Source organism: Litoreibacter sp., from assembly GCF_039974535.1.
Lineage (GTDB): Bacteria > Pseudomonadota > Alphaproteobacteria > Rhodobacterales > Rhodobacteraceae > Litoreibacter.
In genome coordinates this window covers 194886-221047 of record NZ_JBDWIU010000007.1, presented here as the reverse complement: position 1 = coordinate 221047, position 26162 = coordinate 194886, and the positions used below count along the sequence as shown (strand labels likewise).

At 58.5% G+C, this 26162-nt stretch carries 28 protein-coding genes; 12 read left to right on the top strand and 16 right to left on the bottom strand.

What is annotated here, in order from left to right; translation table 11 throughout:
• Positions 1 to 145: 145 nt before the first annotated feature.
• The 7 genes from ABJN86_RS05215 to trpS all read right to left on the bottom strand — a co-directional run bounded on the left by ABJN86_RS05215 (position 146) and on the right by trpS (position 6486).
• On the bottom strand, positions 146 to 559 hold the full coding sequence (locus ABJN86_RS05215; RefSeq protein WP_348365191.1) for a GNAT family N-acetyltransferase: 414 nt from the start codon (positions 557 to 559) through the stop codon (positions 146 to 148).
• Entirely contained in the window at positions 556 to 1218 is a 663-nt protein-coding gene (tsaB, locus tag ABJN86_RS05210) for a tRNA (adenosine(37)-N6)-threonylcarbamoyltransferase complex dimerization subunit type 1 TsaB (RefSeq protein WP_348365189.1), read from the bottom strand. Before tsaB ends, ABJN86_RS05215 begins: the two co-directional genes overlap by 4 nt.
• 10 nt (positions 1219 to 1228) lie before the next feature.
• Positions 1229 to 1792 (bottom strand): NifU family protein, encoded by a 564-nt coding sequence (locus ABJN86_RS05205; protein WP_348365186.1) that lies wholly within the window; start codon positions 1790 to 1792, stop codon positions 1229 to 1231.
• A gap of 92 nt (positions 1793 to 1884) precedes the next feature.
• Positions 1885 to 2340 (bottom strand): universal stress protein, encoded by a 456-nt coding sequence (locus tag ABJN86_RS05200; protein WP_348365183.1) that lies wholly within the window; start codon positions 2338 to 2340, stop codon positions 1885 to 1887.
• Positions 2341 to 2427: 87 nt separating this feature from the next.
• Positions 2428 to 3288, bottom strand: coding sequence for a branched-chain amino acid aminotransferase (locus tag ABJN86_RS05195; protein WP_348365181.1), 861 nt, complete (start codon positions 3286 to 3288; stop codon positions 2428 to 2430).
• A 312-nt stretch (positions 3289 to 3600) separates the two neighbouring features.
• Positions 3601 to 5136: an alkaline phosphatase D family protein gene (locus ABJN86_RS05190; protein WP_348365178.1), complete on the bottom strand. Its 1536-nt coding sequence runs from the start codon at positions 5134 to 5136 to the stop codon at positions 3601 to 3603.
• 330 nt (positions 5137 to 5466) lie between these two features.
• Complete coding sequence (gene trpS / locus ABJN86_RS05185; RefSeq protein WP_348365176.1) at positions 5467 to 6486, bottom strand: tryptophan--tRNA ligase; 1020 nt, start codon at positions 6484 to 6486, stop codon at positions 5467 to 5469.
• Positions 6487 to 6564: 78 nt separating this feature from the next.
• Here trpS and ABJN86_RS05180 point away from each other — a divergent pair, with 78 nt between their 5' ends.
• On the top strand, positions 6565 to 7254 hold the full coding sequence (locus ABJN86_RS05180) for a rhomboid family intramembrane serine protease (RefSeq protein ID WP_348365173.1): 690 nt from the start codon (positions 6565 to 6567) through the stop codon (positions 7252 to 7254).
• Here the strand turns inward: ABJN86_RS05180 and murJ are convergent.
• Genes murJ through ABJN86_RS05165 form a run of 3 tightly spaced genes read right to left on the bottom strand, consistent with a single transcriptional unit; the run spans position 7251 to position 12764 of the window.
• Entirely contained in the window at positions 7251 to 8816 is a 1566-nt protein-coding gene (murJ, locus tag ABJN86_RS05175) for a murein biosynthesis integral membrane protein MurJ (RefSeq protein WP_348365171.1), read from the bottom strand. The two genes, ABJN86_RS05180 and murJ, sit on opposite strands and share 4 nt — an antisense overlap.
• Positions 8813 to 11575 (bottom strand): [protein-PII] uridylyltransferase, encoded by a 2763-nt coding sequence (locus ABJN86_RS05170; protein ID WP_348365487.1) that lies wholly within the window; start codon positions 11573 to 11575, stop codon positions 8813 to 8815. The genes murJ and ABJN86_RS05170 overlap by 4 nt, the downstream gene beginning before the upstream one ends.
• Positions 11576 to 11591: 16 nt before the next feature.
• Positions 11592 to 12764 (bottom strand): penicillin-binding protein activator, encoded by a 1173-nt coding sequence (locus ABJN86_RS05165; RefSeq protein ID WP_348365168.1) that lies wholly within the window; start codon positions 12762 to 12764, stop codon positions 11592 to 11594.
• Positions 12765 to 12876: 112 nt separating this feature from the next.
• Here ABJN86_RS05165 and rsmI point away from each other — a divergent pair, with 112 nt between their 5' ends.
• The 3 genes from rsmI (at position 12877) to gshB (ending at position 15169) form a co-directional block, all read left to right on the top strand.
• The gene (gene rsmI / locus ABJN86_RS05160) at positions 12877 to 13743 is read left to right on the top strand and encodes a 16S rRNA (cytidine(1402)-2'-O)-methyltransferase (RefSeq protein ID WP_348365165.1); all 867 of its coding nucleotides are present in this window, start codon (positions 12877 to 12879) and stop codon (positions 13741 to 13743) included.
• A 1-nt stretch (position 13744) separates the two neighbouring features.
• The gene (locus tag ABJN86_RS05155) at positions 13745 to 14110 is read left to right on the top strand and encodes a YraN family protein (protein WP_348365163.1); all 366 of its coding nucleotides are present in this window, start codon (positions 13745 to 13747) and stop codon (positions 14108 to 14110) included.
• Between the two features lie 117 nt (positions 14111 to 14227).
• Positions 14228 to 15169, top strand: a complete 942-nt coding sequence (gene gshB / locus ABJN86_RS05150; RefSeq protein WP_348365486.1) for a glutathione synthase — start codon at positions 14228 to 14230, stop codon at positions 15167 to 15169.
• On the opposite strand, the gene ABJN86_RS05145 is transcribed toward gshB, so the two are convergent.
• The 4 genes from ABJN86_RS05145 to cobU all read right to left on the bottom strand — a co-directional run bounded on the left by ABJN86_RS05145 (position 15170) and on the right by cobU (position 18597).
• Positions 15170 to 16672, bottom strand: a complete 1503-nt coding sequence (locus tag ABJN86_RS05145; protein ID WP_348365160.1) for a YifB family Mg chelatase-like AAA ATPase — start codon at positions 16670 to 16672, stop codon at positions 15170 to 15172. It abuts the gene before it with no gap.
• A gap of 63 nt (positions 16673 to 16735) precedes the next feature.
• Positions 16736 to 17416 carry a glutathione S-transferase gene (locus ABJN86_RS05140; RefSeq protein ID WP_348365158.1) on the bottom strand — a complete coding sequence of 227 codons (681 nt, stop codon included), beginning with the start codon at positions 17414 to 17416 and terminating at the stop codon, positions 16736 to 16738.
• A gap of 60 nt (positions 17417 to 17476) precedes the next feature.
• Positions 17477 to 18058, bottom strand: a complete 582-nt coding sequence (locus ABJN86_RS05135) for a histidine phosphatase family protein (RefSeq protein WP_348365155.1) — start codon at positions 18056 to 18058, stop codon at positions 17477 to 17479.
• On the bottom strand, positions 18055 to 18597 hold the full coding sequence (cobU, locus tag ABJN86_RS05130; protein WP_348365152.1) for a bifunctional adenosylcobinamide kinase/adenosylcobinamide-phosphate guanylyltransferase: 543 nt from the start codon (positions 18595 to 18597) through the stop codon (positions 18055 to 18057). Before cobU ends, ABJN86_RS05135 begins: the two co-directional genes overlap by 4 nt.
• Positions 18598 to 18789: 192 nt before the next feature.
• Between cobU and ABJN86_RS05125 the strand changes: the two genes are divergently transcribed.
• The 8 genes from ABJN86_RS05125 to ABJN86_RS05090 all read left to right on the top strand — a co-directional run bounded on the left by ABJN86_RS05125 (position 18790) and on the right by ABJN86_RS05090 (position 25172).
• Positions 18790 to 19605, top strand: a complete 816-nt coding sequence (locus tag ABJN86_RS05125) for a ChaN family lipoprotein (protein ID WP_348365150.1) — start codon at positions 18790 to 18792, stop codon at positions 19603 to 19605.
• A gap of 55 nt (positions 19606 to 19660) precedes the next feature.
• Positions 19661 to 20857 carry a bifunctional phosphopantothenoylcysteine decarboxylase/phosphopantothenate--cysteine ligase CoaBC gene (gene coaBC / locus ABJN86_RS05120; protein WP_348365147.1) on the top strand — a complete coding sequence of 399 codons (1197 nt, stop codon included), beginning with the start codon at positions 19661 to 19663 and terminating at the stop codon, positions 20855 to 20857.
• Positions 20854 to 21321 carry a dUTP diphosphatase gene (dut, locus tag ABJN86_RS05115; RefSeq protein ID WP_348365144.1) on the top strand — a complete coding sequence of 156 codons (468 nt, stop codon included), beginning with the start codon at positions 20854 to 20856 and terminating at the stop codon, positions 21319 to 21321. Before coaBC ends, dut begins: the two co-directional genes overlap by 4 nt.
• A 1-nt stretch (position 21322) precedes the next feature.
• Positions 21323 to 22363: a molybdopterin-synthase adenylyltransferase MoeB gene (gene moeB / locus ABJN86_RS05110; RefSeq protein WP_348365141.1), complete on the top strand. Its 1041-nt coding sequence runs from the start codon at positions 21323 to 21325 to the stop codon at positions 22361 to 22363.
• A 181-nt stretch (positions 22364 to 22544) separates the two neighbouring features.
• On the top strand, positions 22545 to 23048 hold the full coding sequence (locus ABJN86_RS05105) for a YbjN domain-containing protein (protein ID WP_348365139.1): 504 nt from the start codon (positions 22545 to 22547) through the stop codon (positions 23046 to 23048).
• Positions 23049 to 23077: 29 nt separating this feature from the next.
• Positions 23078 to 23893 (top strand): pyrroline-5-carboxylate reductase, encoded by an 816-nt coding sequence (gene proC, locus ABJN86_RS05100; RefSeq protein WP_348365137.1) that lies wholly within the window; start codon positions 23078 to 23080, stop codon positions 23891 to 23893.
• Entirely contained in the window at positions 23890 to 24228 is a 339-nt protein-coding gene (locus ABJN86_RS05095) for a tRNA-binding protein (protein WP_348365134.1), read from the top strand. The genes proC and ABJN86_RS05095 overlap by 4 nt, the downstream gene beginning before the upstream one ends.
• Entirely contained in the window at positions 24228 to 25172 is a 945-nt protein-coding gene (locus ABJN86_RS05090; protein ID WP_348365132.1) for a D-glycerate dehydrogenase, read from the top strand. The genes ABJN86_RS05095 and ABJN86_RS05090 overlap by 1 nt, the downstream gene beginning before the upstream one ends.
• Positions 25173 to 25184: 12 nt before the next feature.
• Here ABJN86_RS05090 and ABJN86_RS05085 read toward each other — a convergent pair whose 3' ends face one another.
• Entirely contained in the window at positions 25185 to 25541 is a 357-nt protein-coding gene (locus ABJN86_RS05085) for a hypothetical protein (RefSeq protein WP_348365130.1), read from the bottom strand.
• Entirely contained in the window at positions 25538 to 26122 is a 585-nt protein-coding gene (locus ABJN86_RS05080) for a thymidine kinase (protein ID WP_348365127.1), read from the bottom strand. Before ABJN86_RS05080 ends, ABJN86_RS05085 begins: the two co-directional genes overlap by 4 nt.
• Between the last annotated feature and the right edge of the window lie 40 nt (positions 26123 to 26162).

Here is a 26162-nt window from a genome sequence, read left to right as displayed (position 1 = left end):
GGCCGTCCCCCCGTTTTCTTTAAGCAGTGATCGGGCGGCTAGCGCCCGCTGATCATCACGTAATAACGCCTTAGTGATGAGGAGTGGTCAACCGATTCTTGATGGAATTTTCTGAAACATGACGAATGTAGCCTCTTACGCAGGGTCAATGCGTGCCCATTGGGCAGCGAAGTACCAAGGCATCCAGCATGGTGCCGTCTGGTCGGCGGTAGTAATTGCGACGTTTACCTGCCTCAGTGAAGCCCGAGGATTGATAAAGCGCGATTGCTGCAGCGTTGTCAGATGCTACTTCCAAGAATGCGACATTTGCGCCGTCGTCAATGCAACGGGCCTTGTAATCTTGGACCAAAGCACGCGCCACGCCTTGCCGCCGCGCTGCGGGATCCACGGCCAAGGTTAGCAACTCCGCCTCATCCGCGATGACACGCCCGAGCAGAAAACCATGCGGGTGGGTGAGGGTAAAAGCGGTCTCTTGGAAGCTTGCGAACTCGGATGCAGACCACGGGCGCGGGGTCGTGAAGCATTTAGCGTGCAAAGCCGCCAGCTCTTGCGAGGTCATAATATTTTTGGCGCAGGATCGCGCGGCGGCGCTGCATCCGCTGGGCGCAGATACAAAGGGGCAGGGCGCGTGCCATCGGGCGTTCTGGCCGCTACGATTCGAGCCATGGATTCGACGGTTTTTATTGGGGGCGCGTCCGCATGTGTCGCGCCCAATTGGTCGGCCAATTCAGCGCTGTTATGCCCCACAATGGTTGGCGTGCCCTGCGGGAAGTGGTTGGAAATATCAGTCGCGGCACACAGGCGAGGCTCATCAATCGCTTCGCCGCCTTTGTTGAACAATTGGCAGTACAGATTGCCTTGCCGCGCATCGAGGGTGGCCATGGTCAGGTGGGACGTGGCGGATGTGTAGGCCATAGCCTGCAAGCTGCTCACCCCAATTGCAGGGATGCCCAGTGCCATGGCAAGACCCCGTGCGGCACTTACCGAGATGCGGATGCCTGTGAAATTTCCCGGCCCAACGCCCACGCCGATGCGGTCAAGGTCGCTCCAGCTTTTGCCAGCTTCGGCTAGGACTTCTTCGAGCAACGGCATGAGCCGCTCTGCCTGCCCTTTTTGCATCTCCTCGACACGGGACGCCACAATGACCTCGCCCAAAAGCAAAGCGGCCGCGCAATGCGCGGCCGATGTGTCAAATGCCAAGATGAGTTGGTCAGCCATGGCGCAAGCTTTAGGCCGCGACGGGGCGAACCTCAACCACTTCGGGGATGTAGTGGCGCAGCAGGTTCTCGATGCCCATCTTCAACGTCACTGTGGACGATGGGCAGCCAGCGCAAGCACCTTGCATGTGCAGATAAACCACCCCGCGCTCAAAGCCGTGGAATGTGATGTCGCCGCCGTCCTGGGCCACAGCAGGGCGCACGCGGGTATCAAGCAATTCTTTGATCTGGTCGACAATCGCGCCGTCTTCACCGTCGTGGTCCGCGTGGCCGCCTGCGCCTGTGTTTTCGCCGTCGATGGCGGGTTGGCCGGATTGGAAGTGCTCCATCACCGCGCCAAGGATGGCGGGCTTGAGGTGGTCCCATTCCGTTGCGTCGGTTTTGGTGACGGTTACAAAGTCGTTGCCAAGGAAGACGCCGGCCACGCCATCTACCGCAAACACGCGGCTGGCGAGGGGGGAGTTTCCGGCTGTGTCAGCCGTTGGGAAATCCGCGGTCCCCATTTCCAAAACGGTCTGTCCGGGAAGGAATTTGAGCGTTGCTGGGTTCGGAGTGGATTCTGTCTGGATGAACATGTCAGGGCCTCTTTGATGTAGACTATAAATATGAGACCCCGCTGGCGCGAAGTCAATAGATTGGAATTATTCTAAATTGGCTGGGGGGATCCCTAGCTGACAGCCTCAAGCTGCTCTTTGGTCATTTCGCCCGGAACGATGGTCACGGGCATCGGTAGGGTTCCGGACTGGCGGGTCAATTCGGTCACCAGCGGGCCGGGGCCCTTTTTGCCGGTGCCAGCCCCAAGAACCAGAACACCCACCTCAGGGTCGTCTTTCACTTGCGAAAGTATCTCCGGCACGGGCTCCCCCTCGCGGATCACCAACTCGGGGTCAACGCCCTGCTTGTCGCGCATCCATTTGGCGAAAACTTCGAAATGGACCTCGATGCGTTCGCGGGCTTCTTGGCGCATGATCTCACCGACGCCAACCCAGTGGTTGAACTCATCCGGTGGAATCACTGCTAGAATTTCAACACCACCACCCGTACGGGCAGCACGCATCGCCGCAAAACGCATTGCATTCAAGCATTCGCGGCTGTCATCGAGTACAACAAGAAACTTACGCATGGCCATAGCCCTCCCGAGGAGGGATCATGATGCAAGCCGCCGCCCCGCGCAATACATGGATTGCCTTGCCTATGCCGCAACGTGAAGTCATTCCGACAGCGCCCAATCCCAATACATTTCGCGCACCCGCTTGGTTGTCGGGCCGGATTGGTAATGTGTTCCGTCGAATTCCTTGACTGAGGTGACTTTCATCATGTTGCCGGACAAGAACACCTCATCCGCCTCGCGGAAGTCTTGGAAGCTTAGCACGGTTTCACGCACCTTCACGCCGTCTTTGGCCAAGTTGTCGATGTGGCGGCCACGGGTGATGCCCGACAAGAACGTCCCATTTGGCACGGGCGTGAAGATTTCGCCGTCGCGCACCATGAACACATTCGCCGTGGCAGTTTCAGCCACATTGCCCAAGGCATCCGCGACCAAGGCGTTGCCGAACCCTTTGGCGCGCGCCTCCGTCAGCATGCGGGCGTTGTTTGGGTACAGGCAGCCTGCCTTGGCGTTCACCACGGCAGAGGACAGCGTGGGGCGGCAAAATTGCGTGGTGGTCAGCGTCGTGGCGGTGCCTTGCGGGGCCATCGGAATTTCCTCAAGGCAGATGGCAAAGCCGGTGGCATCGGGCAATGGAACGATCCCCAGCTCGTCGCCCGCAATGGCCCAATACATCGGACGAATGTAGACGGCAGAGGTTTTGGGGTAGGCGGCAAGACCTTCTTGCACGATCTCGACCATCTGCTCGGCGGTATGTGTCGGGGTGATCATCAATGCGGCAGCCGAGCGGTTCACCCGATCGCAATGGGCATAGAGATCGGGGGAGACCCCCTCAAAATAGCGCGCGCCGTCAAACACGGAAGTCCCCAGCCACATAGCGTGATCCGCCGCGCGCATGACCGGCACGTCGCCTGCGTGCCAAGTGCCTTCAAAATAGGTGCGAATGTTGATGCCGGTTGCCATAGTGATCCTCCCAATGATTGGGGCAGGCTAGGTGTGATTAGGTCAGCCGTCCAGACCTTTGTGTGTGGGGTGCAGGTAATGACGATGGTTGTCTGAAATGTGACGTGGGTGGTTTCTGTAGGGGGCGTTTTGTATTAAATGACGGAGGTCGGTTTGGAGCCCAGAGTGCACGTTTGGTAAATTGCAGCGAAAATCAACTTTGCTAACGGGGTGCACACATATTCGAGCCATCGGGCTCTCATTGCACCCTCTCGGCACTTACAAACTGGCGCGGGAGAGGTGGCCTAAACCGGCCACCTCGATCTTGCGTATTCAGGTGGTGATCTTGGGCTCTAGTTCAACTGACCAGAGCTCCACATCTGCGCTATCCATCAGTCGCACAGTCATCACGCTTGTGTCGGCGGCGATGTCGACCTTGCCAAAGAACTGAAGGCCGTCGCTGGGCGGAAGGTTCGCTTGCCCTTCTTCAGGATGCTTTGCAAAGCGGACTTCGGGTCCAAACGTATTGTCATAGGTCGATGGCCCGAAGGTACCTGCATGCAGCGGGCCCGAAACGAATTCCCAGAACGGTTCAAATTCCTGGAAGATCGCCCGATCGGGCGAATAGTGATGTGCTGCTGTATAGTGTACATCTGCGGTGAGCCAGACTGTGTTGGCGATCTCAGCGGTCTTTATGAACGACAAGATCGTTGCAATATCGTTCTCACGTCCCAAGACTGGGCCGTCTCCGTTTGCGCTGTTTTCCATGTTGTCGCCGTCGCGCACCATCATACCAATGGGCATGTCCGCTGCGATGACCTTCCATGTGGCAGAGGAATTCACCATCTCGCGTTTCAGCCAAGCAAGTTGCTCAGCACCCAAGAACGGCGTGCCTTCGGCTTCGGTGTTGGCCGTGTTGTCACCGCGATATGTGCGCATGTCGATCACAAAGATATCGAGCAACGGGCCGTAAGAAACCTTGCGATAAACCCGCATCGGTTCCGACATAGTCTGACGGGTTGGCATCATTTCATGGAACGCACGCGCGGAACGGGCCGCCAAAACCTGCAATGATTTCTCTGTATAGCGGTCATCCGTGGTCAACATTTCGTTGGGATACCAGTTGTTTGTGACTTCGTGGTCGTCCCACTGAGAGATCATCGGCACAGAGGCATTAAATGCTTTTACGTTCTTATCCATATAGTTGTACAAATGCTGACCGCGGAATTCGTCCAATGTCTCGGCCACTTTGGTTTTTGCGGGGGTGACAAGGTTCTTCCAAATTGTGCCGTCATCTAGGGCGACCTCTTCTTTTAACGGGCCATCTGAATAGACCGTATCACCGGAATGCAGGAAGAAGTCAGGCGCATGACTGTTCATCGTCGCATAGGTGGTCATGCCACCGCGATCCTCGTCAATGCCCCAACCTTGACCAGCGGTATCGCCAGACCAAACGAAACTGACGTCGCGGTTGCTCATCGGTGCCGTGCGGAATGTGCCGGTCATTGGCTCTGAAAGGGAGCCGTCTGCAAGATCGGACATTGTTACCCGGTAAAAGATATCCTGATCGCTTGGTAGCCCAGTCAGTGCCAGTTTGCCTGAGTAATCGGTTGGTGTGCCGACGGCCAATCCGGGAACAGCACGCACGTCTGTCATGCTTTCGGTGGTGGCCCATTCGACAAGCATCTTGGCTTCACGGTCGGCACGACTCCAGATGACGGCACCATCATGGGCAACATCACCAGACATAACGCCATGGGTGATCAGCGGACGCGACCCAGCCCTTGATAGGGAAGGCATGGCAATGGTTGCGGAAAGGGCGGCTGTGCCCAAAAACGCTTGGCGACGGGTAAAGCTAATGCGAGGCATGGAGAGTTGTTCCTTTTCGAGTGAGATGCCCATGCTTAGCGCGGCGCCTATTTCAGTTTTATGACAGTGATCCGAAAGATTCATGAATGACACGGATATCTGTGGAAGGTGGAAAACTGACCAGATACTGAAGTCACTTCAAAGCACAAAGTAGACCTTTGTGAATAAGGCTTGAATGGCGGCAATGTCCCGCATAGCCGATCTTTTAGAGACTTGCATATAGAGGGCGGGCGTTTGATGCTTTCATCGCCGCCATATGCGACCCTAGGCCAAAGGCGCGAGATTGCAAAAGTTGATCGCGGCACCTGAGCACCGCGATCAAAGACGTGTTTACCGCACCATTCCGACGATGTCGTAGGTCTTGGCAAGGATCGGTTCGGTGATCTCGCGGGCGCGTTCTGCGCCGCGGCTCAGGATCTTGTCGATCTCGCCTTGGTCTTGCATCAGACGCGACATCTCGGATGAAATCGGGGACAGCTTGGATACCGCCAATTCCGCCAGCATCGGCTTGAACTCCGAGAACTGCTTGCCGCCTACCTCAGCCAAAACTTGCTCCGGCGTCATGTCGGAGAAAGCGGCGTAGATGTTGATCAGGTTGCGGGCCTCGGGGCGTTCGGCCAGGCCCGCGACCTCGGACGGCAATGCGTCAGGGTCGGTGCGGGCCTTGCGCAGCTTGGCCGCGATTGTGTCGGCGTCGTCCGTCATGTTGATCCGGCTCATGTCGGAGGCATCAGACTTCGACATTTTCTTGGACCCATCGCGCAAAGACATCACCCGCGTCGCCGCCCCCTCAATCACCGGCTCGGTGATCGGGAAGAAGTCCACGCCGTAGTCGTGGTTGAACTTGGCCGCAATGTCGCGGGTTAGCTCTAGATGCTGCTTTTGGTCGTCGCCCACGGGCACGTGTGTGGCGTGGTAGATCAAGATGTCCGCCGCCATCAACGACGGGTAGGCGAAGAGGCCCACGGACGCGTTCTCGCGGTTTTTGCCAGCTTTGTCCTTGAACTGCGTCATGCGGTTCAACCAGCCCATGCGGGCCACGGTGTTGAAAATCCACGCCAGCTGTGCGTGCTCTGGCACCTGAGATTGGTTGAACAGGATCGACTTTTCAGGATCAATGCCTGAGGCGATGAAGCCCGCGCAAAGCTCGCGGGTGTTGCGCTTCAATGTTTCGGGGTCTTGCCAGACGGTGATCGCGTGCAGATCCACCATGCAGTAGATCGTCTCGAAATTTCCCTCGTCTTGCATCGTCGTAAAACGCTTGAGCGCCCCGAGGTAGTTGCCAAGGGTCAGGCCGCCGGATGGCTGGATGCCTGAGAACACGCGCGGTTGGAAGGCCGTGTTTGCCATGGTCTGTATCTCCGTCTGGATTTATGGGTCCTTGTCGCTTACCCATGACCCAACAAGAGGTCAACCAGAGCAGCTCCCATGTATCATGAAAACGCAGACGCATCCCCGTTTAACGCCCTACCGCCGGTGGTTGTCGCCTTGGCGGTGATTTTGGCGGGGGTTGAGGTTATCTTCCAAGCGGGTGCCAGCGGGCTTGTGGGGGGGGCGCAAGGTATAGGTTGGCGTGTGATTGCGCTGCAGGACTACTCCTTCTTTGGCCCGATCTGGATGCAGATGTTGGACAAAAGCTACTACCCCATGGAGCATATGCAGCGGTTTGTGACTTATCCGTTTGTCCACGGAAGTTTCACCCATGCGGCTTTCGCCGTGGTGATTGTTCTGGCCATCGGTAAGGCCGTGGGGGAGGTCTTCTCGGCCCTGTCGTTCATCGCAGTCTTTATGGGTAGCTCCATTGTTGCTGCATTGGTTTATGCGACATTGATCGACACCTCTCAGCCATTAATTGGGGCCTATCCTGGCGCCTATGGGTTGATCGGGGCGTTCACATTTCTTTTGTGGGTGAACCTTGCGGCTGTGGGCGCGAACTCGATGCGGGCGTTCTCGTTGATCGGGTTTTTGATGCTGTTCCAGCTGGTGTTCGGGTTGCTGTTTGGCGGTGGTCACGACTGGGTGGCGGACGTCGCGGGCTTTGTGGTCGGCTTCTCGATGTCGTTCATTGTCAGCCCCGGTGGCTGGGGCCGCGTGCTGGCGAAGATGCGCCAGCGTTAACGTTTGAGGGCACTTTTCAGGTCTGCCGGTGTAAATGCTCCAAAGAGGCGCCCGGCCAAGGCGTAGAATGCCCCGCCACTTATCATTAATATTGCGAGCGCCAGATAGCGCCATGCGCCCATCTCAAAGAGTGGGGCCAACAGCAGATGTGCCGCGAAGAGGAACCCGCCCATCGCGAAAGAGGCCGCAATGATGCGCGGTGCACGGCTGCGGAAACGGGCGTCGAAGCTGGCCGCTGGCCCGAAGTCACGCGAGTAACGCCACAACAGCCACGCCATGCCCCAGCCCGCCAGTGACGTGGCCAAAGCCGCCGCCAGATAGTCGAGCCACGCCCAAAGGCCCACGGCTACAACGAGATTGATCACCATAGCCGCCAGCGCAAAGTAGAAGGGGCGTTTGGTGTCTTCGCGGGCGAAATAGAGCGGTTGGAAGATTTTTTGCAAAACAAATGCGGGCAGTCCAAGCCCGTAGATGGCGACGGCCAATGCGGTGGCCGCGGTGTCCTCTGCTGTGAAACGGCCACGCTCAAACAGCACGGAAATCATCGGCGAGGGGATAACCATCAAGGCCACAGCACATGGCACGGTCAGCGCTAGTGCCACTTCACCCGCGCGGCTCAACGCGTCTTGCCCACCCGCCACATCATCGGCTTGTAAGCGGCGTGACAGCTCGGGCAGCAAGACCACGCCGATGGCGATTGCGACGACGCCCAAGGGCAGCTGATACAGGCGGTCCGCGTAGTTGACCCACGCGATTGCGCCTTCGGTCCAGCTGGCGACGTTGCGGCCTACGAGCAAGTTTATCTGCACCACACCACCAGCAAGGGCCGCGGGACCTGCGATAATCGCGAGGCGTTTGAGTTCCGGCGTTAAGCGGGGCATGCGCGGGATCAGGCGGTAGCCGGCGCGCGATGCAGCCCACCACACAAGCGCCAATTGGGCGATCCCTGCGATAGGCACGGCCCAAGCGAGGAATATGCCTGTGAGTTCTTGTAGTTCTTGTGGGGTGCATTTGCAGCCCACAGCGCTAAACCCGAGGGCGAGAATGAATATGATGTTAAGCAGAACAGGGGCAGCGGCCGCGGCCACAAACCGGCCCGTGGCGTTCAGCACACCCGACAACAGGGCTGCCAATGAGATGAACAAGATGTAGGGGAAGGCGATGCGGCCAAAGAGGGTTGCCAGCTCCAGCCGCTCATCTGCGGCAAAGCCCGACGCCATCAGTAGCACCAAGGCGGGCATGAATATTTGGGCAATCAGCGTGAAGACGATCAGCAGCGTTCCCAGTCCCGTAAACGCATCGCGCGCGAAGGTCAGCGGGTCGTCGCCTGATTCCACTTTTTTGGAAAACATAGGTACGAAGGCCATGTTGAAGGCGCCCTCCGCGAAGAAGCGGCGGAACATGTTGGGCAGGGAGAAGGCGATCAAGAAGGCCTCCGCCACGGGGCCTGCCCCAAGGAATCCCGCAATGAGCACATCCCGCACGAAGCCAAGAATGCGCGACACCAAGGTCCACAGCCCAACGGTGGCGAAGCCTCGCATCAGGCGGTTAGGTTTGCTCATGCCCGCGCACGCTCGGAGCCGCGCACAATGGCCTCGCGAAGCTTGCGTTCAATAGTCGCTTGTTTGGAGCTGGCGTGGAATTTCAACCCGAACATATCCTTCACGTAGAAGGTGTCGACGACTTGCTCACCATAGGTGGCGATCACCGCAGATGATATCTGGATGTTCGTCTCCGACAAGGTGCGGCTGAGGTCATACAGAAGGCCCGGGCGGTCGCGGGTGTCCACCTCGATGATGGTGTAGACTTCCGAGCCCTCGTTATCGAAGGTCACCGATGTTGGCACCACAAACGGGCGTTCGCGCTTCTTGATTTTGTCGCGCGGGGCCAGAGCCTCGCGGGCCAGGACCTCGCCCATCAGCGTTTTGTGAATCATCGTCTTCAGGCGGGGCAGGCGGCCCACGTCATAGGGGTGCCCGTCGCCATCTTGAATCCAGAAAGCGGCCGTCGCGAAGCCGTCCTTGCTGGTGTAGGTCCGTGCATCAACAACATTCGCACCAACCAACGCCAGCGCGCCACACATACGCGAGAAAATGCCGGGGTGGTCTGCCATTGCAAAGCAGGCCCGCGTTGCATCGCGATCTTCGTCGGGGGTCAGCTCAATACGGATTTCATCCGTCGGGATGTCGCGGAGCAACATGGCAAAATCCATATGGGCCGTGACGTGCAAGCCCTGCCAATATGGAGGGTAATGGCGTGCAATTTCGCGGTTCATGGATTTCTTGTCCCATTCCGGCAAGCCCGCGCGCAGGTTCTTCTTGGCCTCAGAACCGCGTTCCTTGCGGTTAAGCGCCTCCATTCCATCCTCAAGCCCGCGCCGCGTTTGGCGGTATAGCGCGCGGATCAGGGAGGCTTTCCAGTTGTTCCACACATTGGGGCCCACGCCGCGAATGTCGCAGACGGTCAACACGCACAACAGGTCCAGCCGCTTGACGGTTTTTACCGCCTTGGCAAAATCACGTACGGTGCGCGGGTCAGCAATGTCGCGTTTTTGGGCCATGTCGGACATCAACAAGTGGTAGCGCACCAGCCATTCGACTGTGTCGCATTCCTCTTTGTTCAGCCCCAGTCGTGGCGCAATGTAGCGGGCCATCTTGGCACCTAGAATGGCGTGATCCTCGGCGCGACCTTTGCCAATGTCGTGAAGCAACAACGCCACATAGAGGACTTTGCGGTTCAGTCCCTCGTTCAGGATGCTGGAGGCGACGGGCAGCTCCTCGATCAACTCCTCACGTTCAATTTGCGCGAGGTGAGAGATCGTTTGAATAGTGTGCTCGTCCACCGTGTAGGAGTGATACATATTGAACTGCATCATCGCGACGATGGTTTGAAAATCGGGGATAAATGCCCCCAAAACGCCCAGCTCGTTCATGCGGCGCAAGGCGCGTTCGGGGTTCCCATGTTTGAGCAATGTATCAAGGAATATGCGCGAAGCGACTTTGTCGCCTTCAAGTTCGCGCACCATTTCGAGGTTCGTCGCGATCAGCCGCATTGCGTCTGGATGGATGAGGTACCCCGTGCGCATGGCCTCTTCGAAGATGCGCAGCAGGTTCACAGGATCCGCAAGGAATGCGCCGGTATCGACGATATTCAAGCGGTTTTGGAGTAGGTTGAATCCTTTGCGCAGCCGCTTACGGCGGGCGTTGCGCCAAAACCCAACAATGGCGGGTTCGGATTTGACGTGTCTTGCCTCAAGGTCGGTGAGCAGGATGCGGGTCAATTCGCCAACGCGTGTGGCGTGGCGGAAGTAGTCTTGCATGAAGTGCTCAACCGCACGCCGACCTTCGGTGTCCTTATAGCCCATCCGCTCGGCGACAGTGACTTGCAGATCAAACGACAACTGCTCGGTGGCGCGATTTGCGATCAGGTGCATGTGGGACCGAGTGGCCCAAACAAAGCGATCAGCTTGCCGGAAATTGTCCAGCTCCTCTTGGGTGAAAACATCTAGGTTCACCAGCTCATCAACGGTTTTGACGCCGTTCACATATTTGGCGATCCAGTACAGGGATTGCAGGTCGCGCAGCCCGCCTTTGCCCTCTTTGACGTTAGGCTCAACTATATAGCGCTGCCCGCCGTTTTTCTTCAGACGTGCTTCGCGCTCGGCCAACTTCGCTTCTACAAATTCAGCACCGGTGCTTTTGAAAAGCTTGCGCCAAAGCTGGTCGTCCAATTCTTCGGCCAATGAGGCATAACCGCCGACAAGGCGATGCTCCAACAATGCGGTGCGGATGGTGAAATCCTCGCGCCCAAGCCGCAGGCAATCTTTTACCGTGCGAGAGGCATGGCCAACCTTCAGTTTCAAGTCCCATAGGATGTAGAGCATCGACTCGATGACGCTTTCAGCCCAAGGGGTGACCTTGTAGGGCGTCAAAAATAGCAAATCCACGTCCGAGAATGGCGCCATTTCCCCACGCCCGTAGCCGCCCACGGCCAAGACTGCCAGCCGCTCAGATTCGGTGGGGTTTGAAATCGGGTGCAAGTAGGTTAGCGCCACATAAAAGGCGGAGCGGACCAATCCGTCGGTAAGGTGGCTATAGGAGCGCGTAAGACGCCGCGCCGCACGCGGGTTTTTTGAAAATGCCTGGGAGATCACGTCGCGGCCGTAGGCTTGCACCTCGGACAACGCCTTGACGGTGGCTGCGCGTATATCCTTGGGGTCGTTGCAATCGGCAAGCTCTGCATCGAGCCGCACTTGCAGCGCGTCGATATCCAGAATGTCTTGTGCCGGGCAAATCAGCTCGCCCGGCGCAGAGAGTGGCAGATCGGTCTTGAACGACTTAGAAGCCGCCGAAGCCGAAGGATTTGGGTGCGGGATCAATAATCTGGACCTGATTGTTCGTCACTTGTGCGATCGCCAAGGCACGTTCGTTCGTACCGTCGGCTTTGAACCGGAATACCCCGTTCACACCCTTGAAGCCAGAGGATTGCGTCAGATTTCCCCTGGACACCGCCAGCTTTTTGGATGCCAGTGCGCCAAAAGCCGCAATACCGTCATATGCCAGCCCCGCCAGAGGGTGCGCCGCATCACCGTGCGCAGAGCGATAGCGGTTGTTGAACTGGGCTACTGGGGTCGGGTCGGGAAGGGCGAACCAGCCCCCTTGAATGCCGGGAAGGGATAAGGTTTGCGCGGGCACGTCCCAGCGAGTTAGGCCGATATATTTTGTTACCGCCGGGCTTACGCCTTGCTCCGGCAGCAGCTGCGCGAGCAAGGGTAACGCACCAGTGCTGTCCGAGGTCAGCATAATCGCAGTCGCGCCGGTTTCTTTAACCGTGTTGGCGATCCGTGGTACCGCAGAGATGATGCCTTGTTCGCTGAATTCAAAGGCGCCGTCGCCCACAACTTGAACGTTGGTTCCTGAGGTTGCTTTCACAATGGCAGAGCGCCCGATCTGGCCAACAGGGGTTTGGGGATAGACGACGACCACGCGGCTGCGTCCTTGTGCACCTGCGTATCCCATCAAGCGCGAAGCGATGTTGTCAAATGTGTTGCCGATGACAAATAAGTTGCCGCCAGCAATGGAGGTGTTGTTTGAGAAGGCCACGACATTCACGTCAGTGCCCGCAACAGCGACGGCTGCAGCATTCGCCGCGTCAGAGCGCAGCGGCCCAAGAATAACGTCAGCTCCGGCAGCAACCGCTTGCGTCGCGACAGAGGCTGCGGTGCTGGCTTGGCCTGCAGTGCGGTAAACGGTGATGTTCACCTTACCTTCGCCCAGATCGGCGGCGGCTAGGCGCGCTGCATTCTCCAGTGCACGGGCCAACCCGTCATCACCAGGTGTTGCGGAGCCGTATGGCACCAGTAAGGCGACCTCGACAGCGCCGCCGTTTGATTTCGCCCCTCCGCCACTCACTTGGCTTAAATCTATATCACAGGCCGATAATGCGGCGGCTGCGGCAATCGCCAGAACAGCGCGTGCACCCTTGCGGGCGCTTCCCAAAAGGTTGAACATGTTTATCACTCCAAAAGTCCCCACCAAATGGCCGCCGGCACAGCCACACTTGTGGCCACCTGAATACGAGGTATGGAGTGCCAAGTAAACGTGAAGACGAAGGGTAATAGTCATGACGGCTGCAAAACGCGTAAATTTGGCCTCGGGCCTGTATTTTATAGCCACCCCCATTGGAACTGCTCGCGACATAACGTTGCGCGCGCTGGATATTTTGACGTCCGCTGATGTTTTGGCGGCTGAAGACACGCGAACTTTGCGTCGTTTGATGGATATTCATGGAATCGCTTTGGAAGGGCGTCCTATGGTCGCCTACCATGATCACAATGGGGCCTCCGCGCGGCCTAGGTTGTTGAAAGCATTGGCCGAAGGCAAGTCCGTGGCCTACGCATCAGAGGCCGGAACGCCGCTGGTCGCTGATCCGGGCTATCAATTGGGGCGAAGCGTAACCGAGGAGGGGTTTATGGTCACCGCAGCCCCCGGCCCGTCTGCGGTTCTAGCGGCTTTGTCGGTCAGTGGATTGGCAACGGACGCGTTCTTTTTTGCAGGATTCGCCCCGACGTCGAAGGGGCAGCGCCAGAGTTTTTTGCGCGGCTTGGCAGAAGTGCCTGGAACGCTTGTGTTCTATGAAAGCCCCAAACGCGTTCACAAAATGTTAGGCGATTTGGTAGAAGTATACGGAGAAGAGCGCAAAGCGGTCATCGCGCGGGAGTTGACGAAAAAGTTTGAAGAGGTTCGTCGCGGCAGCTTGGCGGCACTTGTAGAAGAATTGGACGGGGTCACCTTGAAGGGGGAAGTCGTCGTTCTGGTCGCCCGAGGCGAGGCCAGCACATTTGATGAGAAAGACACAGACATCTTGCTGAAGGAGGCAATGGCGTCAGGGTCGTTGAAAGATGCAGTGGCGCAAGTCGTAGCAACCACTGGACAACCGCGCAGACAGGTCTATCAGGCTGCACTGCGCTTGGAAAAAGAAGGAAAGTAACATGTCACGATCTGAGCGCGGCCGAACAGGTTACCACGCGGGGATCGAAGCGGAACGCAGTGTTGCAAGGGATTATCTTCGACGCGGCTACCATTTTGCGGCCCACCGTTTTCGAGGAAGTAGCGGCGAAGTAGACCTTGTGCTGCGCTCGGGTGCTGAGGTGATTTTCGTTGAAGTGAAACAAAGTCGTAGCCATGCTCGGGCCGCGGAACGTTTGCTGCCTGCCCAAATTGAACGTTTGTTCGTTACAGCTGGCGAATTTGTTGCGGCAGAGCCTGCGGGCCAAGATACCAACATGCGATTTGACGTGGCTCTCGTGGATCAAATTGGACGTGTGAAAGTTCTCGAGAATGCGCTGGCCGCGTGACATGTGCACTCAGATGGTGATGCCTGTTTGCAGATAATGGATTGAAAGCCGGACCACGCTGCCGCATTTAGTGCAAGCGGGTCGATTTCTCGGCCAATTGCCATGGAAGGACAGCGCATGGGCCTGAAGGTCGCCATTCAAATGGATCCAATCGATAACATCGATATCGAAGCGGACTCGAGTTTTCGAATTGCCGAAGAGGCCCAAGCCCGCGGGCACGAGCTGTTTTACTACACGCCCGACGCCTTGTCCTATGAAGAAGGTGAAGTTTACGCCGATGGCTGGGCATTAACCGTACGCCGGGTTCAAGGTGACCACTTTGAATTGGGTGCCCGCCAAAAGATTAAATTAGCGGATTGGGACGTTGTCTGGCTGCGCCAAGACCCACCATTCGACATGGGCTACATCACCACCACGCATATTCTGGATCGCGTTCATCCTGACACTTTGGTTGTGAATGACCCAACGTGGGTGCGCAACTGGCCTGAAAAGTTAAAGGTATTGGATTACCCTGACCTGACGCCGCCCACAGCAATCGCCCGCGATCTGTCCGCGTTGAAAGCCTTTAAAGAGCGTCATGGCGACGTCATCCTAAAGCCGCTTTACGGCAACGGAGGGGCGGGCGTGTTCCGCCTGACACCTGAGGATCGCAACCTGAACTCCTTGCATGAGCTATTTGCGGGCATCAATCGCGAACCGCTGATCATGCAAAAGTTCCTGCCCGATGTGGCCAAGGGTGACAAACGGATCATCCTTGTCGACGGGGAACCCGTTGGCGGCATCAACCGTGTGCCAGCCAAGGGGGAGACCCGTTCCAACATGCACGTTGGAGGCCGTCCCGAAAAGGTTGGCTTGACCGAGCGCGACTTGGAAATCTGCGCGCGGATCGGGGCTGACCTGAAAGCAGCGGGTCAGGTTTTTGTCGGTATTGACGTTATCGGCGGTTGGTTAACCGAGATTAACGTGACCTCGCCCACCGGCATTCAAGAACTGGAACGGTTTGATGGCGTGAATATCACGTCCAAAATTTGGGAAGCTATCGAGGCGAAACGCGCCTAGCTACGTTGCCACGCGGTAACTAACGGCTTCCGCGATATGGGGCGCGCGCACGTCTGGGCTGGCTTCCAAGTCGGCAATCGTGCGCGCGACCCGCAACACGCGGTGATAGCTGCGCGCGGAGAGGCGGTAGTGCTCCGCCGCGCGGGTTAACAAGGCGGCCCCCTCAGCGTCTGGGGTGGCGATGTCTTTCAATAACTCGCCTTCAGCGTCCGCATTGACGCGCACACCGCCATGCCCCAAGAACCTTTCGTTTTGCAGTCCGCGTGCGGCCTCGACACGTGCCGCGACGGTCATGGTCGTGTCACCAGAGGCGGGTAAATCCAGATCGGTGAAGGCCACGGGCGGCACGTCTAGGCGCAAATCAAAGCGGTCCATCAGAGGGCCGGAAATGCGCCCCATATAGTCCTCACCGCAAATTGGCGCGCGAGAGCAAGCTTGCGCCGCATCCGTCATATACCCGCATTTGCAAGGGTTTGCGGCCGCAACGAGCATGAATTTGCACGGATAGCGCACATGCGCATTGGCCCGCGCGACCACTACATCGCCGGTCTCGATGGGTTGTCGCAGGGTTTCTAACACCGCGCGTGGGTATTCGGGGAACTCGTCCATGAACAACACACCGTTATGAGCCAATGAAATTTCCCCCGGCTTGGCACCGCGCCCGCCCCCCACGATGGCCGCCATGGAGGCCGTGTGATGCGGGGTTCTGAACGGGCGTTCACGCGAGATACCGCCGTTATCAAGCAATCCTGCGAGGGAATGGATCATGGAGGTTTCCAACGCCTCCTCCGGCGATAATGGGGGCAAGATGCCCGACAACCGCGCGGCGAGCATGGATTTGCCCGAGCCCGGAGTGCCCACGAGCAGCAAATGATGTCGCCCTGCCGCGGCAATCTCCAAGGCGCGTTTGGCACGTTCTTGCCCCTTCACATCGCGCAGGTCTTTGCTGTGTTGTGGGCGTGTGACTTCGCCGGGGGTGGCCACTGTGAGAGGGCGTTGCCCCGTGTAGTGTTGGACAACTTCCAGCAGGGATGACGCGCCATACACACGCGCGGCGTCGACCCATGCGGCCTCTGCGCCACACGCTTCGGGGCATAAAAGACTGCAATCTTGCTCCGCTGCCGTCAGAGCCGCGGGCAGGGTGCCGATAACGGGAACCAATGAGCCATCGAGCGACAATTCACCCAAAGCCACGGTGTTTTGGACATCTTCGGCGGGCAGTATTTCCAACGCGGCCAGCAGGGCCAGTGCAATTGGTAGGTCGAAGTGCGAGCCCTCTTTGGGCATGTCAGCTGGCGATAGGTTCACGGTCACCCGTTTGGACGGCATCGCAATTGACATAGCGGTTAATGCGGCACGGACGCGGTCGCGGGCCTCGCTGACGGCTTTGTCGGCCAGTCCCACAATGGAGAACGACGGAAGCCCGGCGGTCACGGCGCATTGCACCTCGACCAATCGGGCCTCTATGCCTTCGAAGGCGACTGTGTATGTACGTGTGACCAACTGACCCTCGGTGCTAACCCTTACGGCGTACTGTGGTCGAGTGTTGGTTAACGCGAGGTTTACTTAGTCGGGACCGGGCCATGTGCCTGCCGCGAAAGGCAGGACATAGTTCGACATTGGCTCATCTTGCAGCCCGCGTCGCCGCCATTGCAAAAAGACAGGATCAGAGATGGTCTGGGTGATGTAGCGCGTCGCCTCTGCGTTGACGGTGATGCCGTAACCCGCCAAACGCGCCGCGACCGGGGCAAAGAAGGCGTCTGCGGTCGAATATTCGCCAAATAGCCAAGGGCCTGCCGTAGCGTGATCACGTGCCATGCCCCATAGGGTTTCAATCCGCGCGACATCTGTGGCGACGTCGTCGGGTACGGGGAAGTCTACAAAGCTCTGACGCAGGTTCATCGGGCAAGCTGTGCGTAATGCGCTGTATCCGCTATGCATTTCAGCGACCATCCCGCGCGCCAATGCGCGGGCGTTGGCGTCTTTGGGCCAATATCCCTTGTCGGGGTGTCGTTCAGCCAAGGTCTCGGCCATCGCAATGCTATCCATTACAACGCCGCCTTCGGGCAAACGCATCACGGGAACCGTGCGCGCTGGTGCGAAGGATTTTAGGTCTTCCTTGAACTGGGGAACAGAGAGCCGCGTGTCATGCACGACCACGTCGACGTCGAACTTCGCGAACAAAAGCCAACCTCGGAGGGACCAACTGGAATAAGAGCGGTCGCCAATAAGTAAATCATAAGTCATGCCCTGCAGGTTAGCGGGGTTCGGGTCAAATGGTGAATGAAGAATTGTGGGCCGAGTGCATCACGGTTGGTGATTGATCACCTCGGCGTGCCAGCCTTCTGGGGAGATATCAAGGCGGGTGACCGACAGTGGGTTGATTTGATGCGCCATGGCTTCATAGGGGGTTACGCCCAAGGCGCGCTCTATCTGGGACATGATGACCCCCATATGGGCCACGATCACCACGTCTTGGTGCGGGCCTGAGTGCAGGGCATCCACCTTGGGGCGCAACCGCGCATGCAATTCGTTCCAACTTTCGCCCTCAGGTGGCTTCACATCTCCAGGCTTTTCCCAGTACGCGCGGGATAACTCTGGGTGCATCTTGGTGACTTCGGAGAAATGTAATCCGTCCCAAACCCCGAAGTGCAACTCGCGAAAATCGCGGTCATGGGGCAGGCGCAGGCGGCCACTCCCAATGGCATCGGCGGTGGTTCTGGCCCGCAACAGGTCAGAAGACACAAGCGCCGCCCCTTGCGGAAGATAGGCATGCAGCCGCGCAATTTTATCGGTGTCGCTTAGATCTGCGGGGACATCGCGCCAACCGGTGAACGCCTTCTCATGGGTGGGGCCATGGCGAACCCACCAAAGGCGGGTGGTGGTCATGACATGCCCTCGGGCAGCGTGCCTTTCAGCACCATTGGCAGGCCCGCGATGACTTGAACAACCAATTGTGCGTCGCGCGCGACGAGCTGGTTCAGCTTGCCCTGAGCCTCTCGAAATTGCCGCGACATTGCGTGTTCGGGTACGATGCCTTGGCCGACCTCGTTGGACACCACCACCACCGCGGCGGGGCAGGAGATGAGGCTGGGCACCAAGCCACGCGATGCCGCGTCTAGATCTGTGTCAGCCATCAACTGGTTGGTCAACCAAAGCGTGGCACAATCGAGCAGTACCACCTTATCGGCGGACATGGCATGGAGCACTGGCGCAAGGTCGCGCGGTTCCTCATGCGTGACCCAACGGTCGGCGGCGCGTGTGTTTTGGTGCTTTTGTATTTTCGCATGCATCTCATCGTCAAAGGCCTGCGCGGTGGCGATGTAGTGTTTCTCCAACTGCGCACAGGCGACAAGTTGTTCCGCAAAGGCGGACTTGCCGGAAGCAGCACCACCAAGCACCAACGTGAGCGGGGGAAGTTCAGCCATATGTGAAATCTCCTACTCGATCCTGTGGGCTTCAGGTTGGTTGTCTCAAAACACAAGGCCGGAGCCAAGGCAAAACCGATTTGGCGTGAAGACGTGGTTGCTGATGAACTTGTGCTCGGCTGATCATTGCACGAGTGCTGACGCAACGCTATGCCGGAGCAACAGGGAATTTTACCCAAAAGGATGACGCCCATGATGCGAATTGCGATGACTATTAGCGCCTGCGCCTTTGCCTCAATGGCCAATGGCGAGGTGCTGACAACGTCCGCATTTGAAAGCTTGGGCGCGGCTGACATTGTGATCATGGGGGAGCAGCACGACAACGCGCTTCATCACGTCAATCAGGCCAAGGTTGCGGGGGCGATTTACCCCTCAGCCTTGGTTTTTGAGATGCTGACGCCCGCACAGGCCGAGGCGGGGCAGGCGGCGAATAGGGCGGTGTTTAGCGAGCTTGATGCGGCACTGGACTGGAGCGCGCGCGGCGGTTGGCCTGCGTTCCATAACTACTTCTCGATATTCGCGACGGCCCCCCAAGCGCGCATTTACGGCGCGGCTGTCCCCCGCGAAACGGTGCGGGCGGCAATCGGGGACGGGGCAGCGTCACAGTTCGGGGAAGGCGCTGATTACGGGTTAGACGTGCCATTGCCCGCGTCCGAGCAATCAGCACGTGAGGAGCTGCAAGGCACCGCGCATTGCAGCGCCCTGCCCGAAGACATGTTGGCCGGCATGGTTGAGGCCCAAAGGCTGCGCGACGCAAGCTTCGCGCGCACGACATTGCAGGCGTTGGAGGACACAGGCGGCCCGGTTCTGGTGATCACCGGCAATGGCCACGCGCGCACGGATTGGGGCGTGCCGTTTTACGTCAGGCAGGTTGCACCGCAGGTCAATTTGATCGCCGTTGGGCAGCTGGAGGAGGGCGAGATAGCCCCGCCCTATGACCGCTGGATTATGACGGGCAGCTTTGGCGCAGACCGCGATGATCCCTGCGAGGCCTTTTCAAGCAACTGATTGCCCCCTGCGCCGCGCTGTCTTAACACTTACGGGAATGAACGCGGGGTGCAACATGCTTGCAGGTAAACGAATACTTCTGATCGTGGGCGGCGGAATAGCTGCCTTCAAATCCTTGGATTTGATCCGGCGCTTGCGCGAGCGGGGAGCCACGGTGACCCCCGTTTTGACCAAATCGGCGGAGGAGTTCGTAACCCCGCTAAGCACATCGGCATTGGCGGGACAGAAGGTTTACCGCGACTTGTTCGACCTGACGGATGAGGCCGAGATGGGCCATATCGAGTTATCCCGTGCCGCCGACTTGGTGGTTGTCGCCCCTGCAACAGCAGACCTGATGGCCAAAATGGCGGCGGGCTTGGCGAATGATCTGGCCTCGACATTGCTGATGGCGACGGACAAACGCGTGCTGATAGCGCCCGCGATGAACGTGCGCATGTGGGAACACCCCGCAACGCAGCGCAATCTGGCCACCTTGCAAGGAGACGGCATCTTAACAGTCGGCCCCGACGTCGGCGACATGGCGTGCGGCGAGCACGGACCGGGCCGCATGTCGGAGCCTTTGACGATTGTTGACGCGGTTGAGGCCGCACTGCTCGACGGGCCCCTTAAAGGCAAACATATCATCGTGACGTCCGGCCCGACGCATGAGCCGATTGACCCCGTGCGCTACATCGCAAACCGATCCTCTGGTGCACAGGGCACCGCATTGGCCCGTGCGTTGGCGGCGTTGGGGGCGAAGATCAGCTTCGTGACCGGCCCCGCAGATGTGCCCCCTCCAAGTGGTGTGGGGGTGGTCCACGTGCAAACCGCGCAAGAGATGAAGGATGCCGTGGAGGCGGCCTTGCCCGCAGATGCGGCTGTGTTTGCCGCCGCAGTGGCGGATTGGCGGGTCGAGAATGCCTCTGGCTCCAAGATGAAGAAAGACGGCTCGGGCAAGGCCCCTGCATTGGAGTTCTCGGAAAACCCCGACATCTTGGCGGGGGTATCGCAGATGAAGAAAGGCCGCCCGCAACTGGTTGTCGGGTTCGCGGCTGAGACCGACAATGTTATGACCAACGCCGCGTCGAAGCTGAAACGCAAAGGCTGCGACTGGATCGTGGCCAATGACGTCAGCCCAGAGACAGGGATCATGGGCGGCAGCGAGAATGCCGTGACGATCATAACCAGCGAGGGAGCGGACGTCTGGCCGCGACTGACCAAGGATCAAGTCGCCGCCAAAATTGCAGCCAAAATCGCCGAGGAACTGTCGTGACCCCGACTTTGCAATTCACTTGGACAGATGACGCCGACCCAACGCTTGGCTTGCCATCCTATGAGACCGAAGGCGCGGCTGGGGCAGACTTGCGGGCTAATTTAGCGTCAGCGGATCGGTTGAGCGGGCTTGTTTTGCCCCCCATGGCGCGGGCCTTGGTGCCGACGGGGCTTCGTGTAGAAATTCCCGTAGGGTTCGAGGTGCAAATTCGCCCGCGTTCGGGCCTAGCCTTGAAGCATGGTATCAGCCTACCCAACACACCCGGCACGATTGATAGTGATTATCGTGGGCCGTTGGGTGTGATTTTGATCAACCTTGGCACAGAGCCGTTTACAATCGCCCATGGTGACCGCGTGGCGCAGATGATCGTGGCCCCCGTGGTGCAGGCGCGGTTTGCGTTGACGTCAGAGCTGTCGGACACCACGCGCGGCGCGGGCGGCTTTGGCTCTACTGGGCGCGGCTGACATGGGGTTAGTCCTTGTTATAGCCGCGATTATGGGGCTGGTTGGTCGGCTGCTTGGGGCAAGCCAGCGCGCACAGGTAACCTCGTTTGTCGTGTTGTTCTCGCTGGTGATTTTTGCGCAGCTCACACTCCCCGACAGCAACCCGATTAAATCGACAACGGGCACGCTATCGGGTTGGGCGATCTTCGGGGGGCTAGCAGCAATCGTTTTGGGATACCGCGCGGTTTTGGCACGTTTGAAGCAACGCGCGGCGAAGGATGAGGTCGGATCTGTGCCATCGGATAAGTTTACCGACGCAGAGTTGAACCGCTACGCGCGCCACATCGTGTTGCGCGAAATCGGCGGGCCTGGGCAAAAGAAAATGAAGAAGGCGAAGGTGCTGGTCATCGGGGCTGGTGGCTTGGGCGCGCCTGCGTTGCAATACTTGGCTGCGGCGGGCATTGGCACCATTGGCGTGATTGACGACGATGTGGTGGACAGCTCCAACCTGCAGCGGCAGGTGATCCACACGGATGCACGGATCGACATGCCCAAAGTGTTCTCGGCGCAAGAGGCCTTGCAGGCCCAAAACCCCTTTGTCACCATCCGCCCATACCACCGCAGGCTGGAAGCCGACATGGCGGCGGAACTGTTCGCGGATTATGATTTGATCCTTGATGGATCTGACAATGCGGACACGCGGTATCTGGTGAACCAAACGGCGGTGCAACTTGGCAAGCCGTTGATATCTGGCGCGATTACGCAATGGGAGGGGCAGTTGAGCTTGTTTCATCCTGCCAGTGAAGGCCCATGCTACGCCTGCGTTTTTCCAACGGCTGCGGCGGACGGGCTGGCTCCGTCTTGCGCCGAAGCGGGGGTGGTGGGGGCATTGCCGGGCGTGGTTGGTTCCATGATGGCGGTGGAAGCGATCAAGCATGTCACGGGGGCTGGTGCGCCCCTGAAAGGGCAGATGCTGATTTATGATGCGCTGTATTCCGAGACCCGCCTGATCAACCTCAAGAAATCCCCGAGCTGCGCGGTCTGTGGACAACCGCCTAAATAGTGGGTTTCACCCACAGGAACCACAATCTGTTGTGGGTAACACTAAATAAGTTCTTTACAGAGACTTGGATAAGTCACAACATCTAGGCAAGGCTCGCGGTGAACAAGCGACCTGTAGTATAAAACACTGCCTGTTGGGTCTCAGCTTAACCCTATCAGCGCAATCTGGATGGGGGCCGAGCATGTCCAGCCTAGAGCAGTACTTCGAGACCGAAGATTTGCACCCTATTGATGTGGTGGAAACCCTTGCAGCCCATCACGAATGGGAATTTGACCGTATTGCGGAAGACCAAATCGCGATGGCGATTGAGGGGCAATGGCGGACCTACTCGATCACGCTGGCTTGGTCGCACCATGACGAGACGCTCCGTCTGGTCTCGACCTTCGAGATGGAGCCGCCAGAGGACAAGCTTCCGGCCCTCTATGACATGCTGAACCGTGCGAATGACACCTGCTGGACCGGCGCGTTTACCTACTGGCACGCGCAGCAACTGATGGTCTACCGCTACGGGTTGATCCTGTCTGGCGGCTGCGACGCGGGAGCGGAGCAGATCGACAAAATGCTGTCGGCGGCGATTATGGCGTCCGAGCGGTTCTACCCCGCGTTCCAACTGGTGTGTTGGGGCGACCGGACACCGCAAGACGCGATGAATGTTGCCATTGCGGAAGCCTACGGGCGCGCCTAACGTTAGCCTCTGACGATAACGGGGGCTTCATGGATTTTTCAGAAATTAACACACGCGGGCTGGTGCTGCTGGGCTGCGGCAAAATGGGTTCCGCCTTACTCGAAGGATGGCTCAAGGGCGGTGTCGATGCAGGTGCTGTCTATGTCCTGGACCCAAATCCGTCGGACTGGGTGAAGGGGCAAGGCGTCCACGTCAATGAAGACCTGCCCGAAAACCCCGCGATTGTGCTGCTGGCGGTTAAGCCGCAAATGATGGGCGATGCACTGCCGCGAATGGTGGCGCTCGGGAATGGCGAGACGTTGTTCTTATCGATTGCGGCTGGCACCTCGATCCAGCATTTTGAGGATGCATTGGGGGCGAATACACCCATCGTGCGTTCCATGCCCAACACACCAGCAGCGGTAGGCAAGGGCATCACCGCGATCATCGGGAACGGGCGAACAACAACAGCGCATCTCGACCTCGCGGACGGATTGCTGCAAGCGGTGGGGCAGGTCGTGCGGTTGATCAGCGAGGCACAAATCGACGCGGTGACGGGCGTGTCAGGATCTGGCCCCGCATATGTGTTCCATCTGATCGAAACCTTGGCAGCGGCGGGCGTGGCGCAAGGCTTGCCGGACGACATGGCGATGCAATTGGCCAAAGCGACAGTCGCAGGGGCGGGGGCGCTGGCCGAAGACGCGCAAGAAAGCCCTGCGCAATTGCGCATCAACGTCACCAGCCCAGGCGGGACAACCGCCGCCGCATTGAACGTACTCATGGACGAAGCCGCAGGTTTCCCCGACCTGTTGGGCCGCGCGGTCAAGGCCGCCACGGAGCGCGGGCGGGAGTTGGGGAAGCAATGAACGAGATTTCATTCGACGACTTCATGAAAGTCGATGTGCGTGTCGGCGTGATCACCAAGGCGGAACCCTACCCAGAAGCGCGCAAGCCCGCGATCAAGCTATGGGTGGATTTTGGCCCCGAAATCGGGGAACGGAAAAGCTCGGCCCAGATCACCAAGCACTACACGCCTGACGACTTGCCGGGTAAAAAGGTGATGGCAGTGGTGAATTTCCCACCTCGCCAGATCGGCAAGTTCATGTCCGAGATATTGGTCCTTGGCGTGCCGGATGGTGACGATGAAGTGGTGTTGCTGACACCGGATAAAGATGTGCCGATTGGCGGAAGGTTGTATTGATGAAGCTTCTTATTTCGCGGATGTTGCCCCCTGCCGTTATGGACAAGGCACGTGATGAGTTTGAGGTCACATTGCGCGACACCTCAGATCCAATGAGCGAGGCGGAAGTTACCGCTGCGATTGGCGCGTATGATGTGATCTTGCCGACACTAGGGGACCAATTCACGGGGGCTGCGATCTCTGCCGCCACCCCTCGCGCCAAGTTGCTGGCCAACTTTGGCGTAGGCTTCAACCACATCGACGTGGAGGCCGCGACGGCCCAAGGGATCGCGGTGACCAACACGCCAGGGGCGGTGACGGACGCCACGGCGGATATCGCAATGACCTTGATGTTGATGGCCGCAAGGCGGGCTGGTGAAGGGGAGCGATTGGTACGGGCAGGGAATTGGACTGGCTGGCAACCTACGCAAATGCTGGGGTTGCACCTAACCGGAAAGACCGTTGGCATCATCGGGATGGGGCGCATCGGGCAGGCCATTGCGACCCGTTGCCGCCTTGGTTTCGGCTGCAAGATCGTATTCGCAAATCGCTCCCAGAAAGACATAGATGGGGCGACGCAACTGGCTGGTATGGAGGCCGTCGCCGCCGCCTCGGACATTGTTGTCGCCGCAACGCCGGGAGGGCCAGCCACGCGCCACCTGATTGGGGCAGGCGTGTTTGACGCCATGCAATCTCACGCCATTTTCGTCAACATATCCCGTGGCGACGTTGTTGATGAGGCGGCTTTGATCTCGGCGCTGGACGCGGGCCAAATCGGTGGCGCTGGCTTGGATGTCTATGAGCAAGAGCCTCGGGTGCCGGACGCGTTGAAGAAAATGGAGAACGTCGTACTCCTTCCGCATTTGGGCACCAATACCTTAGAGGTGCGCACAAGCATGGGCATGATGGCACTTGATAACCTAATTGCTTTCGCAGCGGGCGCGGCGTTGCCAAACCCAGTTTAGCACATGCTACCCCTAACGCAGCAGGCAGCCGTTTTGGTCAAAGCCGAACGGTTCTCGGTCCCATTTAGAGAACGGCAAACCCGGCGTCACATCTACCCACAATACTTCCACGGCTTGATCGAAGGGCGCGGAGCCGGGGTTGAAATCCGGCCCGATCTGCCACCCTCGCGCATCCGCCGCTTCGCGCAAATCGGAAGCTGTGGCGCAGGCTGATACCGCAAGTTCCTCGATCAGATCCATGCGTGATGCCTGCCAGTCAATCACGCCAGCGGTGTTTAGGTCCGAAAATATGTCCTGCAAGTCGCGTGCGACATAGCCCGTAAAACCGCCTATGCACAGAACCAAGACCCAGAGCGCGACCCGTTTCACGGTTGGTCGCCGATGGCTTCTCGGAAATGTTTGCGGCACAAGGAGACATAAGTCTCGTTCCCACCGACCTGCACCTGATTCCCGTCGACGACAGCGGCCCCATCTGCCCCTTTTCGGATAACCATAGTGGCCTTCTTGCCGCAGTGGCAGATCGTGCGGACCTCGCGCATTTCGTCAGCTAGTGCGAGTAGGCCGGCCGATCCGGGGAACAGTTCGCCCCGAAAGTCTACGCGTAGGCCGTAGCACATGACGGGGACGTTTAGATCGTCCACGGCACGGGCAAGCTGCCAAACTTGCTCTTTTGATAGCCATTGGGCCTCATCCACCATGACGCAGGCAATGGGGCCTTGTTTTAGGCGGGTTTTGATCATTTCAAAAAGGTCGTGCGTCTTGCCGTAAATGTCGGCCTCGCGAGCTAGGCCAATGCGGGAGCCAATTTTTCCCGTGCCGGCACGGTCATCAAAATCGGCGGTCAACAGGTAGGTATCCATACCCATCTCTTGATAGTTATGCGCCGCTTGCAAAAGGAGCGTCGACTTTCCCGCGTTCATAGTAGAATAATGGAAGTATAGTTTTGCCATAGCGCCTCACGTAGCAAAGCTGACCATTTGGAGCAAGGTC

Excerpts from the sequence above, each read along its gene's own strand:
- ABJN86_RS05215 (WP_348365191.1), bottom strand. The coding sequence starts at position 559 with ATGACCTCGCAAGAGCTGGCGGCTTTGCACGCTAAATGCTTCACGACC.
- tsaB (WP_348365189.1), bottom strand. The coding sequence starts at position 1,218 with ATGGCTGACCAACTCATCTTGGCATTTGACACATCGGCCGCGCATTGC.
- ABJN86_RS05205 (WP_348365186.1), bottom strand. The coding sequence starts at position 1,792 with ATGTTCATCCAGACAGAATCCACTCCGAACCCAGCAACGCTCAAATTC.
- ABJN86_RS05200 (WP_348365183.1), bottom strand. The coding sequence starts at position 2,340 with ATGCGTAAGTTTCTTGTTGTACTCGATGACAGCCGCGAATGCTTGAAT.
- ABJN86_RS05195 (WP_348365181.1), bottom strand. The coding sequence starts at position 3,288 with ATGGCAACCGGCATCAACATTCGCACCTATTTTGAAGGCACTTGGCAC.
- ABJN86_RS05190 (WP_348365178.1), bottom strand. The coding sequence starts at position 5,136 with ATGCCTCGCATTAGCTTTACCCGTCGCCAAGCGTTTTTGGGCACAGCC.
- trpS (WP_348365176.1), bottom strand. The coding sequence starts at position 6,486 with ATGGCAAACACGGCCTTCCAACCGCGCGTGTTCTCAGGCATCCAGCCA.
- ABJN86_RS05180 (WP_348365173.1), top strand. The coding sequence starts at position 6,565 with ATGTATCATGAAAACGCAGACGCATCCCCGTTTAACGCCCTACCGCCG.
- murJ (WP_348365171.1), bottom strand. The coding sequence starts at position 8,816 with ATGAGCAAACCTAACCGCCTGATGCGAGGCTTCGCCACCGTTGGGCTG.
- ABJN86_RS05165 (WP_348365168.1), bottom strand. The coding sequence starts at position 12,764 with ATGTTCAACCTTTTGGGAAGCGCCCGCAAGGGTGCACGCGCTGTTCTG.
- rsmI (WP_348365165.1), top strand. The coding sequence starts at position 12,877 with ATGACGGCTGCAAAACGCGTAAATTTGGCCTCGGGCCTGTATTTTATA.
- ABJN86_RS05155 (WP_348365163.1), top strand. The coding sequence starts at position 13,745 with ATGTCACGATCTGAGCGCGGCCGAACAGGTTACCACGCGGGGATCGAA.
- gshB (WP_348365486.1), top strand. The coding sequence starts at position 14,228 with ATGGGCCTGAAGGTCGCCATTCAAATGGATCCAATCGATAACATCGAT.
- ABJN86_RS05140 (WP_348365158.1), bottom strand. The coding sequence starts at position 17,416 with ATGACTTATGATTTACTTATTGGCGACCGCTCTTATTCCAGTTGGTCC.
- ABJN86_RS05135 (WP_348365155.1), bottom strand. The coding sequence starts at position 18,058 with ATGACCACCACCCGCCTTTGGTGGGTTCGCCATGGCCCCACCCATGAG.
- cobU (WP_348365152.1), bottom strand. The coding sequence starts at position 18,597 with ATGGCTGAACTTCCCCCGCTCACGTTGGTGCTTGGTGGTGCTGCTTCC.
- ABJN86_RS05125 (WP_348365150.1), top strand. The coding sequence starts at position 18,790 with ATGATGCGAATTGCGATGACTATTAGCGCCTGCGCCTTTGCCTCAATG.
- coaBC (WP_348365147.1), top strand. The coding sequence starts at position 19,661 with ATGCTTGCAGGTAAACGAATACTTCTGATCGTGGGCGGCGGAATAGCT.
- moeB (WP_348365141.1), top strand. The coding sequence starts at position 21,323 with ATGGGGTTAGTCCTTGTTATAGCCGCGATTATGGGGCTGGTTGGTCGG.
- ABJN86_RS05105 (WP_348365139.1), top strand. The coding sequence starts at position 22,545 with ATGTCCAGCCTAGAGCAGTACTTCGAGACCGAAGATTTGCACCCTATT.
- proC (WP_348365137.1), top strand. The coding sequence starts at position 23,078 with ATGGATTTTTCAGAAATTAACACACGCGGGCTGGTGCTGCTGGGCTGC.
- ABJN86_RS05095 (WP_348365134.1), top strand. The coding sequence starts at position 23,890 with ATGAACGAGATTTCATTCGACGACTTCATGAAAGTCGATGTGCGTGTC.
- ABJN86_RS05090 (WP_348365132.1), top strand. The coding sequence starts at position 24,228 with ATGAAGCTTCTTATTTCGCGGATGTTGCCCCCTGCCGTTATGGACAAG.
- ABJN86_RS05080 (WP_348365127.1), bottom strand. The coding sequence starts at position 26,122 with ATGGCAAAACTATACTTCCATTATTCTACTATGAACGCGGGAAAGTCG.